The sequence below is a fragment of the Bacteroides sp. OM08-11 genome, assembly GCF_003438665.1.
In the GTDB taxonomy this organism is placed as follows: Bacteria; Bacteroidota; Bacteroidia; order Bacteroidales; family Bacteroidaceae; genus Bacteroides; species Bacteroides cutis.
Genome location: NZ_QSTJ01000003.1, coordinates 377,004 through 392,254, shown reverse-complemented (window position 1 = coordinate 392,254; position 15,251 = coordinate 377,004). Strand labels below are relative to the sequence as shown.

Here is a 15,251-nt window from a genome sequence, read left to right as displayed (position 1 = left end):
CCGTAAGGAAACATGCTCAGTAAGTATAAATTAAACCAACTTTATTTCAAAGATACACAGTTTGCCAATCTTATGACAAGACGTATCTTCAATGTCCTCCTGATAGCCAACCCATATGACGCCTTCATGCTGGAAGATGATGGACGTATCGATGAAAAAATATTTAATGAATACACTTCCCTTTCTCTACGTTATCCACCACGTTTTACACAGGTATCTACTTACGAAGAAGCTTTAAAGCAACTATCTTCCATATCTTTCGATCTCATTATCTGTATGCCAGGTACAGGAGATAACGAAGGGTTCGATATAGCGAGAAACATTAAAAACCAGTACGAACATATTCCGATGGTAATACTGACTCCTTTCAGTCATGGTATCACCAAACGCATCGCCAATGAAGACTTGAGTCCTTTTGAATATGTTTTCTGCTGGTTGGGAAATACGGATTTATTAGTTTCTATCATTAAACTGATAGAAGATAAGATGAATTTGGAGCATGACGTTAATGAAGTAGGCGTACAACTCATATTGTTAGTAGAGGATGGCATCCGGTTCTATTCCTCCATCTTACCTAACCTCTATAAATTCGTATTGAAACAGAGCCAAGAGTTTTCTACCGAAGCACTGAATGCTCACCAACGTACGTTGCGTATGAGAGGTCGCCCCAAAATTGTTCTCGCCCGTACATACGAAGAAGCTATTAATATCTACGAAAAATATAAGAACAATATATTAGGAGTTATTACCGATGTCCGCTTTCCCCGAGTAGAACGTGGAGAGAAAGACGGACTGGCAGGTATAAAGCTTTGTGCCGCCATACGGAAAGAAGATCCGTTCGTTCCACTCATTATTCAATCTTCCGAATCGGACAACGTGGCATATGCTGCCAAATACGATGCAGCCTTTATTGACAAGAACTCCAAGAAGATGGATGTAGACTTACGTCGCATCGTATCAGATAATTTCGGTTTCGGTGATTTCATTTTCCGTAACCCAGACACACTGGAAGAAATAGCACGAGTAAAGAACCTTAAAGAGTTACAAAATATCCTCTTTGCCGTACCGGCAGAATCATTCCTTTACCACATCAGTCGCAATCATGTCAGCCGTTGGCTTTATTCGCGCGCCATGTTCCCCGTTGCAGAGTTCTTGAAACCTATCACTTGGAACAGTCTTCAGGATGTAGACGCTCACCGCCGGATTATATTCGAGGCAATTGTGAAATATCGTAAAATGAAAAATCAGGGAGTGGTAGCCGTCTTTAAACGTGACCGCTTCGACCGCTACTCCAATTTTGCCCGTATCGGTGACGGTTCATTGGGCGGTAAAGGACGTGGTCTGGCATTTATTGACAACATGGTGAAACATCATCCCGAATTTGAAGAGTTCGAGAATGCACGGGTAGCCATACCCAAAACCGTCGTACTCTGTACGGATGTCTTCGACGAGTTTATGGACACCAACAACCTATACCAGGTTGCACTTTCTGATGCTGACGACGATGTAATCTTGCGTTATTTCCTTAAAGCTAAACTACCTGATCGCCTAGTCGAAGATTTCTTTACATTCTTCGATGTTGTGAAGTCTCCTATCGCTATCCGTTCGTCTTCACTCTTGGAAGACTCTCACTATCAACCCTTTGCAGGTATCTACAATACTTATATGATTCCTTATCTGGATGACAAGTACGAGATGCTCCGTATGCTTAGCGATGCCATCAAAGGTGTGTATGCCTCGGTTTATTACCGTGATTCGAAGGCTTATATGCAGGCTACGAGCAATGTCATCGATCAGGAAAAAATGGCTGTAATCTTGCAGGAAGTAGTCGGTAATCAATATGGTGACCGTTACTACCCTTCCATGTCGGGTGTGGCGCGTTCGCTCAATTATTATCCTATCGGTGATGAAAAGGCAGAAGAAGGTATTGTCAATCTCGCTCTCGGATTAGGAAAATACATTGTAGACGGAGGAATGACGTTACGTTTCTCTCCCTATCATCCCCATCAGGTATTGCAAACCAGTGAGATGGAAATCGCATTAAAAGAGACGCAGACCCGCTTCTATGCACTCGACCTGCGTAATGCCGGTCACGATTTCTCCATCGACGACGGTTTTAACCTACTCAAGCTTCATGTAAAAGAAGCCGAAAAAGATGGTTCGTTGAACTATATAGCATCTACCTACGATCCATACGACCAAATTATCCGCGATGGCTTGTATCCCGGCGGGCGTAAAGTTATCACCTTTGCCAATATTTTACAACATGATGTTTTCCCCTTACCGCGTATACTGCAATTAGCTTTGAAATATGGTCAACAGGAAATGCGCCGTCCCGTAGAAATAGAATTTGCCGCTACCATGAGCCGCGAAAAGGACAAAACAGGAACTTTCTATCTATTGCAGATCCGCCCCATCGTAGATACTAAAGAGATGCTTGATGAAGACCTCACCACCATCTCCGAAGAAAAGCTTTTGCTACGTTCCAATAATTCCCTGGGGCATGGTATCATGAACGATATTCAAGATGTGATTTATGTAAAAACAGATGATTATAGCGCTTCCCATAACCAGGAAATTGCCTGGGAAATAGAAAAGTTAAACCAGCAGTTCTTGAGTGAGGGCAAAAATTACGTGCTGATAGGCCCGGGACGCTGGGGTAGTAGCGATACCTGGCTCGGCATCCCTGTGAAATGGCCACATATCAGTGCCGCCCGTATTATTGTGGAGGCTGGCCTGACGAATTATCGAGTTGACCCCAGTCAGGGTACACATTTCTTTCAAAACCTGACTTCATTCGGGGTAGGCTATTTCACCATCAATGCTTTTATGAATGACGGTATATACAATCAGGAATTCTTGAATGCACAACCGGCTGTATATGAAAGTAAATACTTGCGCCATGTTCACTTTGAGCATCCGGTAATTGCTAAAATGGACGGTAAAAAGAAACAAGGAGTGGTACTGCTACCTGAATTCTAAGCGTTTAATAATTAAGAATAAGCCAAAAGCAAAATAATCAACTTTTCTTTTTTTGTTAGAAATGGGACAAAGTATGTCCCATTTTTCATTTACCCCTGTAAAATAGCGATATAAAAGGAGCTATTATTGGACTAAAACCGTATCTTTACATCCGGTTTCAAAATATAACAGGTAAAAAATATAATTAAGTATTGTCAATGGGTAAAAAATACACAACTATTCTTACCCTGTTTGTAGCGATATGTTTTTCGTTATCCGGATGCAGTAAAGATAACGATGAGACTGCGGCAACGGGAAAAGGAACGCTCAGTATCAAACTGACGGCTGACAACAGTACACAGGATGTAACCACACGTACAGAAGAAACTTTACCAGAAGTAGGTGATTTTGCTGTATCCATATTAAAAGGAAATGATATACAGTATTCTTGGGAGAAATTCAGTCAATATCCTGACGAAGTTTTATTCCCAATAGGTCAATATACTTTAAAAGCTTCGTACGGGCAACTCCATAATGAAGGATTTAATATGCCTTATTTTGTAGGTACTAAAGAATTTTCAATTGAAGATGAGAAAGAAACAGATGTAGAAGTGACCTGCTATCTTGCCAATGTCAAAATTTCAACAACCTATACAGAAGCCTTCAAAAAATATTTTTCTGATTATTATGTTGAAGCTAACTCCGAAGGAAATTCAGCTATTAGGTTCACTAAAGACGAAAGTCGTTCCTGCTATTTTAAGCCCGGCAAACTCACACTCATGCTCAATGTAACCAAACGTGATGGTGGTTCTCAATCGACTTATCAGGCCATTGTGATAGATAATGCTCTTCCACAACATCACTACCAATTCAATTTTGATGTAAATGCCGGTAGTTCTACTATCAATATAACATTTACAGACCGGACGGAACAAGTAACATCTACAATTGACGTTTCAGATGGAACAATGCGTACTGAGCCACCTTTCTTCATTCTTCACGGATTTACCAGTAATGAAACATTAGAGATCAAAGAAGGAAAAACAACAGACCACCCCATTTCAGTATATCTGAATGCCCGTGCCGGTATCGAAGAGTGTATATTAAGTACCTCATCCGCTTCTCTTATCTCACAAGGATGGCCAGCGGATATTGATTTGGCCAATTTAACGACAGATAAGCTACAACTATTACAATCATTTGGTTTACAAATGAAAGGACTTGGAACAAATAAAGACAAGATCGCAACCATCGATTTTACCAACGTCATCCCTCATTTGGAATATGATAATGGAACTCCCAGTGTTTTTAAACTCATAGCAAAAGACAAATTGAAGAAAGTAAATGCATCAGATGTAATATTAAAAATAAACAGCCTTAGTAACCAATTCGCAGTAGCTACTCCAGGGACACTCAAAAAAGGAGCTACTTCCATAGACCTACAAGTTACTTTAGACGGAGATCCTAAAACTATCAAAACCAGTTATATTATGTATGGTGCTTCACAAGATTTAGAATGTGGGGTCATTTCTACCGAAGGCATTACACATCAAATTCGTGTCACATTCCCAGTAGCATTGACATCATCTACACAAATGACAGTTACCTGCGGACGAAAAGAAAATACATTTACTATATCTGTAAATTAATAGAACTAACATTAATATGAGAAAATTAGAATATATATCGGCAATCTTTTTAATGTGCCTATTTACATTAACTTCCTGTGAACGCGAACAATTCTCAGAAAAAGACAACAGTAAAACCGAAACAATTGCAGAAGGTCAGCTTAATTTATCATCTTTAAAGCTGACTGTAGATGTTAACGCCAATACCCGGTCAGTAGACACAAAAGACTATATTATCCGTATTTACAGTCGTGATAACGCCAACAAGCTTGTACAAGAGTGGAAATACAGTGAAATGCCGGAGATATTTTCACTGAAAGTCGGTAACTATACTGCCGCAGCCTTTTCACATGATGTGCTCCCGGCCGAGTTTGAAAACCCGTACTATTATGGAAAGGAAGATTTTGAGATTACAGAAAACCAGATTACCAATATCAATACTCTACAATGTGTATTACGCAGTATCATGGTTACTGTGGAATATGACGAAAAATTATCAGAACTTTTAGGTGATGATGTAAAAGCCAATGTAACGTCGGGCGAAGGCTCGCTCGATTTTGTAAAAGATGAAAAGCGTGCCGGCTACTATCAAGCAATCAGCGAGAATGCCAATATGCTCACTACCCGACTGACTGGGACAATAGAGGGTGAAAATGTGGATATCTCTAAAGGTTTTCCACAGGTAAAAGCCGGTTCTCACAAAATCATCAAATACACATTAAAAGACATTGATGAAAGTGGTAATACTGAAGGTGGCAATGCAAATATCAGTATTCGTATAGATGTTACCTGTACAACCATTGAGCAAGATATTATAGTCGATCCGGATGAGGACGTGATTCCTGATGAGCCTGATACACCGGACGTACCCGACGATCCAACCGGCGAACAACCCACTATCAAAGGAGATGGATTTAATATATCTAAAGCTATCGTATTACCCGAAACAACAAACGTCAATAATCCATATCCGGTTGTAGTGAATATCGCAGCCAGCAATGGCATCGCCAATTTGAAGGTTACCATCGATTCTGACGTATTAGACGAAGAAGCTTTGGCGGATGTTAATTTAAAGAAGAATTTCGATTTGGCTTATCCTGAAGAATTGGCAGAGGCTTTAACCGGTTTAGGTTTCCCTGTAGGTGAAAATGTTATAGGTAAAACAGAATTGGTATTCAGTATTACCAAATTTACCGGACTACTGACGATGTTAAATCCTGGTACACATAACTTTGTTATTACTGTCGTAGACACCAAAAATAATAAAACGACTGAAACTTTAACACTTATTTGGAGCAATTAATATCCATGAAACGAAATATATACCACATATCAGTTTTATTACTTTTCGTTCTCATAGCCATCAGTTGCAGGGAAGACGAATTGAATGAAAATGGTTTACTCAGATTGAATATCGGAGTAAAAGATAAAGTAACTACCGTTACCCGTAATTTATCAGACGAGACTCTGAAAGCCCTTAAAGAAAATTGTAAAATCCGCATATACAGTGGCAAAGGCCTGATACGTAAATACAGCGGAATGGGAGAAATACCTGAAGAAGTACAGCTCGCCACAGGTGACTACAGTATAAAAGTGGCAGCCGGTGATTCTGTAGCAGCTTCCTTTGATAAGATATTCTACCGTGGAGAAGAAACTTTTAATATCTTAGCCGGACAAACCACTTCTGTAGATGTAGAATGTCATATTGCCAATACTTTAGTAAAAGTTGAATTCGGGAAAAGTCTTACCCAAGCATTTCAAAGTTACGAAGTACAAATAGCTTCAGCAAAAGGTAGTCTAACATTCACCCCTGATAATGAAGATGCTATCGGTTACTATATGATGCCCACAGACAATAGCCAGTTGACATGGACATTTAAAGCAACCACTCTTAGCGGTAATAACTATACCCGTTCAAACACATTAGACGTTTTACCCACAACACGCTACGATTTAATCTTCGGATACGAAGAGAATAGTGACAGTTATGTTGATGGTGGAGCCTCTCTTACATTAGATGTAAATACGGAACCGTTGGAAACAACTACTGTTGAGGTTCCTGTTTACAGACGTCCCAGTATAAGTGGAGATGGTTTTACGCTGGAAGATGAACAATTTATAGAACTGAATAAAGGAACAGCCAAAGCATTCTGGATAGCAACCTCTTCCATACTGACCAAAGCCTTGATAACCTGCGATCAGTTCAAGAATATGGGACTGCCTGTCAATTCCTTTGATATTGTGTCAATGAGTAAGGAGGACAAAGAGTTCTTTGCCACTAATTACGGAGTCACCATTAACTCAAAATACAATGTAAATACAGGACAAGGTAATGCTAAAATAACATTCTCTGATGCACTCATGGCAAAGATATCACAGGCCGAAGGAGTCTATGACATCTATATCAGTGCCACAGATGACAATAAACTACAACGTACCTCCTTGCTTCGTTTCATCGTATCAGATGCAACAGTAATTACCACCAATGTAGCAGAAGAAGATGTCTGGGCTACCAAATCTACTTTGCGTGCTACATTGGCAAAAGAAACGACAGAGGCACTTGCTTTCAAATATCGTATCAAAGGTACTAAAAACGAATTAACCGTTCCGGCTCAAAGGGTGAATAATTCCAAACAACTTTATGCAAATATCACCGGATTAGCCCCCAGAACAACTTATGAATATTGGGCAATGGCAGGTTCCGCTGCCTCAACAATAATCAGCCAATTTACAACAGAATCTACTACACAATTAGAAAACTCCAGTTTTGAGTATTGGACCGACGGTACGCCTATGTTAGTTTATGGTTCCGGACAGTCTATGTGGTGGGATAGTGGAAACCATGGCTCGTCAACCGCCAATATAAATATCACAACTTACAGTGAACAATATAAGCATAGTGGTAACTTTTCTGCCAAACTGGAGTCCAAGAAAGCCGGCCTGATGGGGGTATATCAATTCGCAGCAGGCAATCTGTTCGCCGGGAAATATGTAAAAACAGTAATGGACGGTGTCAGAGGTAACGGAACATTGGGTTGGGGACGTCCTTTCACCTCCCGCCCTGTAGCTTTAAAAGGTTATATCCGTTATGAACCTAAAGCAGTTGATATGACAAATAACTGTAGCTATATCAACGAAGGTGATATGGATAAGGGACAAATATATATAGCACTTGGCAACTGGGTTGGAGAAACCGCTAACGGGGAAACATGGCCCGTTATCATTAAGACTAATTTCAAGAATGGTAATAATGCCCAACTCTTTGATTCCAATGACACCCACATCATTGCTTATGGTGAAAAAACTTGGGATGCTGCTACTGAAGGTGATGGTATGATTGAATTCAGGATACCTATTGAATATCGTAGTACAGACACTAAACCTACCAGCATTATATTAGTTGCATCCTCCAGTAAATATGGAGATTATTTTACCGGTGGTATAGGCAGTACTATGTGGCTTGATGATCTTGAATTAGTATACGAATAACCGGATATTCGCGTGAAAAAAATTATATACATATGTATTTTGCTGTCAGTGCTTTCTTTAATAAAAGTACAAGCGCAAGAATTTAAACGAGCTATCGAGTTGAAAACTTTTGTTCCCAAAGGACAATGGATTGTAGGAAATTCTATCTCCTATTCGGAACACAATGAGAGTAATTATAATTTTCTCATTATAGAAGGTATCAATTCAGACGGGTATACCTTCAAGGTAAGTCCGATGTTCTGTTATGCGTTTAAGGATAATCTGGCAGCCGGAGGCCGCTTCAGCTATGGGCGCACACTGACCAAGCTGAGTGGAGTAAGCATCAATGTGGACGAAGATAACCAATTCGACCTGGATGACATGTATCAACTGAAACATTCGTACGCCGCCATGGCAATGATGCGTAGTTACATCAGCCTGGGAAACAGCAAACGTTTCGGATTATACTGCGACATACAGATGCAGATGGGTGGTAGCCAGTCCAAAGTAGTCAGTGGTTCCGGCGAAGATGTTACAGGAACCTTTGCTACCTCTACAGACATCAATATAGGGGTAGCACCGGGAATGGTTGCTTTCATCAATAACTATACAGCGGTAGAGGTCAGTGTAGGTGTTTTGGGATTTGACTTCAGCAAAACCCGGCAAACGACTAACCAGGTTTATGTGGGCGAACGTTCTTTAAACTCTGCGAATTTTCGCATTAACCTATTTTCCATAGGCTTAGGCATCGCTTTTTATTTGTAATAAAGATGAAGATACGAACGATATTAACATATATATTCTGCTGCATGACAAGTATCGGTTTCGCACAGAGTCAATTGAGCGATACACTCCGCAGCAAAGACGGACGCGATTCGCTTATCCGCGAAACAATACTTATACATGATACAGTTTATGTACAAGCTCCCAAAGTGACAACAAAACCGGAAGACATGATTCGCACCAAAGCCATTGGACGTTACGACCGTGGTATTATCAATTATCGCTTCATTCCGAAAGGTAAATGGATCGGTGGTGCAACGGCATCTTACGTTGACTTTGATAGCGAAGACAGTCGTTTGTTGTTCTCTTTACTGAAAGACTTTGATTGTCATGCCCGTACAGTTTCGGTTAAGCCTTTCATTGGTTATGCCTTACGAAACAACATCGTTATCGGTGCTAAATTAGGTTATAACCATACTATTGCCCAGCTGGACAACTTGGCTCTGAACATGGATGATCTTGATTTCTCCCTGAAAGACATACGTTATACGGAAGATACTTATAGTATCGGTCTGTTTCATCGTTCTTATGTAGGATTAGATGCCGGCAGACGTTTCGGTTTGTTCAATGAAACTACTCTTTCATTCAATACAGGTAGTACTCGCTTCTCCCGTGGCAAAGAAAATGGAGAAACAGATGCTACGGAAGCCGAAAACGCATTCAAAAGTACCGAAACAACCTTGTATGAACTTCATATAGGTATCAATCCGGGAATTGCCGTATTTATTATGCAAAACGTATCGGCAGAAATGTCTTTCGGAGTAATTGGTTTTAAGTATAACAGCGAAACACAAAAGAACAATTTGGGAGAAACCGGTAAGCGTCGTAACAGCGGTGCCAATTTCAAAATCAATTTGTTCAATATCAATATAGGTATCACCCTTTGTTTATAATATAAAAGTATGGATAAAAAAGTGTATATGCAAGTCCGTTTAGGATGTTTCTTGATTATGGCTGCTCTGTTTAGCGCTTGTATCGAGAATGATGTGCCCTATCCGTACATCAAACTGTTTGTCACTGCGACCGAAGTGGACGGACAAATAGGAAGTGCCGTCATTTCAAATGATGATCGGACAGTAACCGTTAATCTGGAAGATACCGTAAACATGAAAAAAGTACACGTCAAGAGTATTACGGTAACAGAAGGAGGACGTTGTAGCCTGCCCAACGATACAATTATAGACCTTAGCAATCCTTATCCGATGACGCTTTCACTATATCAGGATTATCAATGGACTTTGAAAGCCAATCAAACCATAGAACGTCGCTTTACCGTAGAAAATCAGGTAGGTACCGCAGTCTTCAATGAGACAGAACATTTTGCCTCGGTCAATATCAGTACTAAAGGTAATTTGAAAACAATCAAACTGACCGATCTAAAATTAGGTCCTACCGGTTCCACTGTCAACATGAGTAGTGGCATTCCCTATCTGGAATGGGAGCAACATGGCAACTATGCCAAAGCCAATGTAGTGGTAAACTTCCGTGATTTCATCGTAATGGAAGAATGGACACTCTATGTATTCCAGGTAGAGACTAATGTAGTCACCAAGTCGGCAGATGGTTGGGTAAATGTAGCGTGGCTCTACGGCGAGGGACAAGAAAACACAGATAACGGTTTCGAGCTGAAAGAGAAAGATGCTGATGAATGGCAAAAAGTAGACATCTCGTATATTACCGCCAATGGCGGTAGTTTCACGGCATGTGTTCCACATCTGAAAGCAAATACCGCCTATACATGCCGAGCCTACTCCGGTGAAGACAAAGGTGAGGAAGTGGAATTTACTACCGGTACAGCAATCGAATTGCCTAACGGGTCATTCGATGAATGGCATAAGACGGGTAAAGTATGGAATCCTTGGACAGAAAGCGGTACACAAATCTGGGATAGCGGGAATGATGGTGCTACCACTTTGGGAGAAAGCATTACCATACCTACAAGCGATACATGGAGTGGCGCGCCAATGGGTGGGCAAGCAGCACAATTAAGTTCTAAATTCGTAGGCTTAGGCAGTGTAGGAAAGTTTGCTGCCGGAAACTTATTTATCGGTGAATACATACGTACAGACGGTACAAACGGTATTTTAGGTTTTGGCAAAGAATTTACGGCTCGTCCCACTAAGCTTAAAGGTTATTACAAATATACCACAGCCCCCATCACTTATCTGCCGTCAAAATCGAATACCGCCGACTATAACCGTTTTCTTCCTTATCAAAATAAACCGGATACATGTTCGGTATACATAGCATTGGGTGATTGGGAAAATCCGGTAGAAATCAGGACTAATCCCAGAGACCGTAAATTGTTTGACAAAAATGATCCGCATGTCATCGCTTATGCAGAGTTCAACAGTGGTACAACGGTCAGCAGCTATACTCCGTTAGAGTTAAATTTAAAATATAATTCAACCAGCCGTATCCCTACCTACCTTATTGTGGTATGTTCAGCCAGTAAATATGGTGATTATTTCACGGGAGCAGCAGGAGCTACATTAATAATAGATGAATTTAGTTTGGAATATGATTATTAGAAGTATGAAAGTTTCACGTTATATCTTGACTATTCTCGTTGTACTGGCAGCACTCACTGCTTGTCAGACAGACGACTCCTCTTCTATCATAGGTAAGGGAAAAGGAAGAGTGGTTTTAGGAGGCGTAGACATAGAAATAGAGGCAACAACCCGTGCATATTCTATTCCTACACCAAGTATCAATGATATGATAATTGAAATCATTGATCCTGATAACTTTGTGATTGAAAGTGGACACATGGATCATTACGCTAACGGAGTCGATCTTTTTGTCGCTACTTACACTCTCCGTGCTTACTACGGAAATAAGCAACAAATGGGAAACAGTCCTTATTTTGAAGGAACAGCAACCTTTTCTATCCGTGAGGGAGAAACAACTAAATTAGGAACCATTATCGCAACTATGGCAAATGCCATTATAACACCCAATATACCCACAAATATTATTGATCACTTTACCGGTGTACCTAAATTCTATGTTTCATACGGAGAACAAAGAGAAGAAGTCACAAACGGACAATCTTTATATGTGTTGCCCGGGAAATATACATTAACGCTGGAAGGAAAAAACAAAGCAGGAATTGAAATCAAAAAAACAATTACTGAATTGGATGCTATGGCACAAAAGATATATAATATTAATTGTAATTTGACGTTACCGACATTGACATTGCCAAATCAACAGGCAGGAGCATGGGCTAAACGACTTTATATAACTCCTGCTATAGCAACAGATGAGAAGGGAAACAAAATAGATACACCTCAAGGTATAACTTATGAACTAATGTTAGCAACTTCTTCAGACTGGAGTTCAGCCGAAAAAATTAAAGATTACGAAAATAAAGGAGATATCATATTTACAAATCTTTCCCCAAATACCAAATATAAAGTAAGGGCACAATTAAGTGAAGAAATTACAACCAATTCAATAGAAATTACAACAGAGAATATTATTAATATTCCTAATGGAAATTTGGATGAGTATTCAATTATCACAGGAAAAGACAATGATAATTGGGGAGGAGATTCTTGGGGAAAGAATGGGTGTGGAGCTATTTATGAATTTTATTCAAATAATAATTCTAATAATAGTCCTTGGAGAACTAACAATGAAACTAAATGTCCTAAAAATTATGGATATATCTACAGTTGGAGTTCACGCTCTGGGACACGTCCTGACACCGATTCCAAATCTAATAATTGTGCTAGAATAATGACAAGCGGATACGGAATTACCGGAGTATCACTAAACGCCCCAGACAATCCTAAATATAGTGCCATAGGACGTCTCTACACTGATAAAGTTAGTTGTACTTCAAGACCTAGTATATTAGCTTTCTATTATAAATATATTCCAACGGAAAACGATAAACCAGTTCTTAAAATAAATATATACAATGGAAATACATTAATAGGAAAAGCCGAATTGACATCCCCATCCTATTATACAGAATATCAGAAAGAGAAAAGTAAGTTGAAAATAGTATATGATGATTTTAGAACTCAAGCAACACATTATGAAATAATATTTGAATCGGGAACCAATACTAGTGTTTCCAAGTACCATAGTGATAAAAATGGAGTAATGCCCATGTTTATAGGTAGTCAACTATTTATAGACGAAGTTGAACTTATTTATGAATAACCCATACAATCATATAACAATGAAAAAATATTTATCCTTCATCGTACTATCCATTCTTTTAGCGGCATGCAGCAATAATGATGTTCCTGCATTCACAGAGTATGGATACATTAATCTCAACATAGGTACTAACCCTGAAATATCTGTAGCTACGACCCGTACAGAAACGATATATCCGGAAGCAGATGATTCCTATCTGATAACAATTAAAAGTGGGGATATTATTAATCTGAATAAAAAAACTTATGGACTCATTAAATCAACTCCTCTACGATTTATAGAAGGCACCTATACCATTATAGCAGAAAGCTGTATAAGTGATGATGCAGAGACGGCTAATAACCGTTGGGGGAAAGCCCGCTATTACGGAGTCCAAGACGTTAATGTCGTTGTTTCACAGACAACAGATGTAAATATTGTATGTAAAATGCAAAATGCAAAAGTGAATGTGCTATACGATGAAACATTCAAGAACATTTTTGGTAAAGACCCAGAAAATCCTTATAGTGTAACTATTTACCGGGAAGGCAAGCAAAGCCGTAGTTTAGAATTTAAAGAGAATGCAACTTTTGATACTCAATCGGCATATTTCAATATATTGGAAGGCGTAAGTAATAAGCTTATTTATGTCGTTAAAGGTACTTACAATGGAAAAACGGTGGAGAAAGAGGGAGAAATAAACTCTCTTGAACCCCAGAAATGGATAAAGTTAACCATTAAGGCTACTCAAACCGGTAAGATAGAATTGGGAGTACAAGTAGACTCATCGGTCACTGAAGAAAATAATGATTTTGATGTAAATCCTTACGCTTAACAATTTCCCACATTAAAATGCAGGATTACAAAATATTTTAAAGAAAAACCACTATATATTTGACATCGCCTTTCCAATACAGTATATTTGTATCCTGAATTTATAGATACTTCAATTTTAAATTAGCAAAAACGGAGGAGCATTGTTTCTCCGTTTTTGTTTTCTCCCTGTTCCTGCCTGTTTGGAATGACGCACATTTGCAGGGCAAACGACGCAGTTTTACTTCCCAAATGCCACATTAAATAGGCAAAACACCCGTAGTTTGCGATAAAAATGCCTGAAGATCCGTCGATTAACCTTGATGTTTAGGGAGCTAAAGTACATGGTTACGGATGTAATGTTCAACATTAGCAGATAGTACGTTTAGAGCAGGCAAACCGGATGCTACGGAAACAAAAACGGAAAGTTTGAATTTTCCGTTCGTTAATCTTACATAAATCTGCTCTTGACAAATTTCGGTTCATTTATCCAGATAATGATACTATTCATCTAATCTTTTCAGTGTAATCACCACCACCTCGCTTGGTGCAAACAAACGAATATTTTTATTGGAAGTACCAATACCGTTGGTAATAATAATCGGTGTACCTTTTGAATTATATTTCAGTCCCGTAAGGAAACGTTGTCCATAACGGGAAGGAATAATAGGGGCATATAGACCGAATAATGTAACTTGCCCTCCATGCGTATGTCCGGCAAGTACCAGATCTGTGTTGGTAATGGAAACCTCTTCCGCATAATCGGGAGTATGTGTCAGCAGAATGACAAAATCATCAGGGGACAGAGAGAGTGTAGGCGACTGGCCATTCTGTTCAAGATTAAACGGATCACGTATACCGGCTATTAAAATCTTCGCACTATCCCGCTTCAACGTATCGACTTTATGCTCCAGCAAATGAATATTCTGACGCTCCATTTCTTTCACAATATCCTCATAGCAAGCTTCATAATCATTATTGCCTAAAACGGCATATGTGCCCAAAGATGTTTTTATTGCACCCAATGCAGCAATAGCAGCAGGTACATACTCGCATCCTTCATGTAAATCGCCACCAATGAGCAGGGCATCGGCATGCAAATCATTGAGCAAGCGGGTAACATCTTTCAGTCCTTTTTCTTTCAACAAACTCCGGTAATGCAAGTCGGAAACAAATACCAAACGACAACCATCAAAAGCTGCAGGAACATCGCGATGGGAAAATTCATATTCCTTGACACGCTTCACATTCTTATAACCGGACGCAGAAGATGCCGATATTTTTACGGAATACTCACCGGGAAGTGGTGAAGTGAAGTTACGGGTAGACTGGCAGGAAGACAAAAGCCATGCAGCCAACAGAGACAAATATAAAAACTTCTTCATCTGATATATTAATTCTTTATCATAGCCGTAGACAAAGATAGGCAAATTCAGTATCTTT

At 39.5% G+C, this 15,251-nt stretch carries 10 protein-coding genes; 9 read left to right on the top strand and 1 reads right to left on the bottom strand.

Going from position 1 to position 15,251, the window contains the following annotated elements; genetic code table 11:
* The first annotated feature begins 12 nt into the window (after positions 1–12).
* The 9 genes from DXC10_RS08125 (at position 13) to DXC10_RS08085 (ending at position 13,830) form a co-directional block, all read left to right on the top strand.
* The gene (locus DXC10_RS08125; protein WP_101544071.1) at positions 13–2,982 is read left to right on the top strand and encodes a PEP/pyruvate-binding domain-containing protein; all 2,970 of its coding nucleotides are present in this window, start codon (positions 13–15) and stop codon (positions 2,980–2,982) included.
* A gap of 197 nt (positions 2,983–3,179) precedes the next feature.
* Positions 3,180–4,610, top strand: a complete 1,431-nt coding sequence (locus tag DXC10_RS08120; RefSeq protein WP_233519894.1) for a DUF4493 domain-containing protein — start codon at positions 3,180–3,182, stop codon at positions 4,608–4,610.
* A 16-nt stretch (positions 4,611–4,626) separates the two neighbouring features.
* Complete coding sequence (locus tag DXC10_RS08115) at positions 4,627–5,892, top strand: DUF4493 domain-containing protein (RefSeq protein WP_101544068.1); 1,266 nt, start codon at positions 4,627–4,629, stop codon at positions 5,890–5,892.
* A gap of 5 nt (positions 5,893–5,897) precedes the next feature.
* On the top strand, positions 5,898–8,078 hold the full coding sequence (locus tag DXC10_RS08110; protein ID WP_101544066.1) for a DUF4493 domain-containing protein: 2,181 nt from the start codon (positions 5,898–5,900) through the stop codon (positions 8,076–8,078).
* A 12-nt stretch (positions 8,079–8,090) separates the two neighbouring features.
* Positions 8,091–8,822 (top strand): hypothetical protein, encoded by a 732-nt coding sequence (locus DXC10_RS08105; protein ID WP_187120675.1) that lies wholly within the window; start codon positions 8,091–8,093, stop codon positions 8,820–8,822.
* Between the two features lie 5 nt (positions 8,823–8,827).
* Positions 8,828–9,733: a hypothetical protein gene (locus tag DXC10_RS08100; RefSeq protein ID WP_101544063.1), complete on the top strand. Its 906-nt coding sequence runs from the start codon at positions 8,828–8,830 to the stop codon at positions 9,731–9,733.
* A gap of 9 nt (positions 9,734–9,742) precedes the next feature.
* Positions 9,743–11,371, top strand: coding sequence for a PCMD domain-containing protein (locus DXC10_RS08095; RefSeq protein WP_117737655.1), 1,629 nt, complete (start codon positions 9,743–9,745; stop codon positions 11,369–11,371).
* Positions 11,372–11,375: 4 nt separating this feature from the next.
* Entirely contained in the window at positions 11,376–13,016 is a 1,641-nt protein-coding gene (locus DXC10_RS08090; RefSeq protein ID WP_233519893.1) for a DUF4493 domain-containing protein, read from the top strand.
* A gap of 19 nt (positions 13,017–13,035) precedes the next feature.
* A complete protein-coding gene (locus tag DXC10_RS08085) occupies positions 13,036–13,830 on the top strand; it encodes a DUF4493 domain-containing protein (protein WP_117737682.1) in 795 nt (264 codons plus the stop codon).
* 481 nt (positions 13,831–14,311) lie between these two features.
* On the opposite strand, the gene DXC10_RS08080 is transcribed toward DXC10_RS08085, so the two are convergent.
* Entirely contained in the window at positions 14,312–15,193 is an 882-nt protein-coding gene (locus DXC10_RS08080) for a metallophosphoesterase (protein WP_101544059.1), read from the bottom strand.
* Between the last annotated feature and the right edge of the window lie 58 nt (positions 15,194–15,251).

Excerpts from the sequence above, each read along its gene's own strand:
- DXC10_RS08095 (WP_117737655.1), top strand. The coding sequence starts at position 9,743 with ATGGATAAAAAAGTGTATATGCAAGTCCGTTTAGGATGTTTCTTGATT.
- DXC10_RS08115 (WP_101544068.1), top strand. The coding sequence starts at position 4,627 with ATGAGAAAATTAGAATATATATCGGCAATCTTTTTAATGTGCCTATTT.
- DXC10_RS08125 (WP_101544071.1), top strand. The coding sequence starts at position 13 with ATGCTCAGTAAGTATAAATTAAACCAACTTTATTTCAAAGATACACAG.
- DXC10_RS08120 (WP_233519894.1), top strand. The coding sequence starts at position 3,180 with ATGGGTAAAAAATACACAACTATTCTTACCCTGTTTGTAGCGATATGT.
- DXC10_RS08110 (WP_101544066.1), top strand. The coding sequence starts at position 5,898 with ATGAAACGAAATATATACCACATATCAGTTTTATTACTTTTCGTTCTC.
- DXC10_RS08080 (WP_101544059.1), bottom strand. The coding sequence starts at position 15,193 with ATGAAGAAGTTTTTATATTTGTCTCTGTTGGCTGCATGGCTTTTGTCT.
- DXC10_RS08100 (WP_101544063.1), top strand. The coding sequence starts at position 8,828 with ATGAAGATACGAACGATATTAACATATATATTCTGCTGCATGACAAGT.
- DXC10_RS08090 (WP_233519893.1), top strand. The coding sequence starts at position 11,376 with ATGAAAGTTTCACGTTATATCTTGACTATTCTCGTTGTACTGGCAGCA.
- DXC10_RS08085 (WP_117737682.1), top strand. The coding sequence starts at position 13,036 with ATGAAAAAATATTTATCCTTCATCGTACTATCCATTCTTTTAGCGGCA.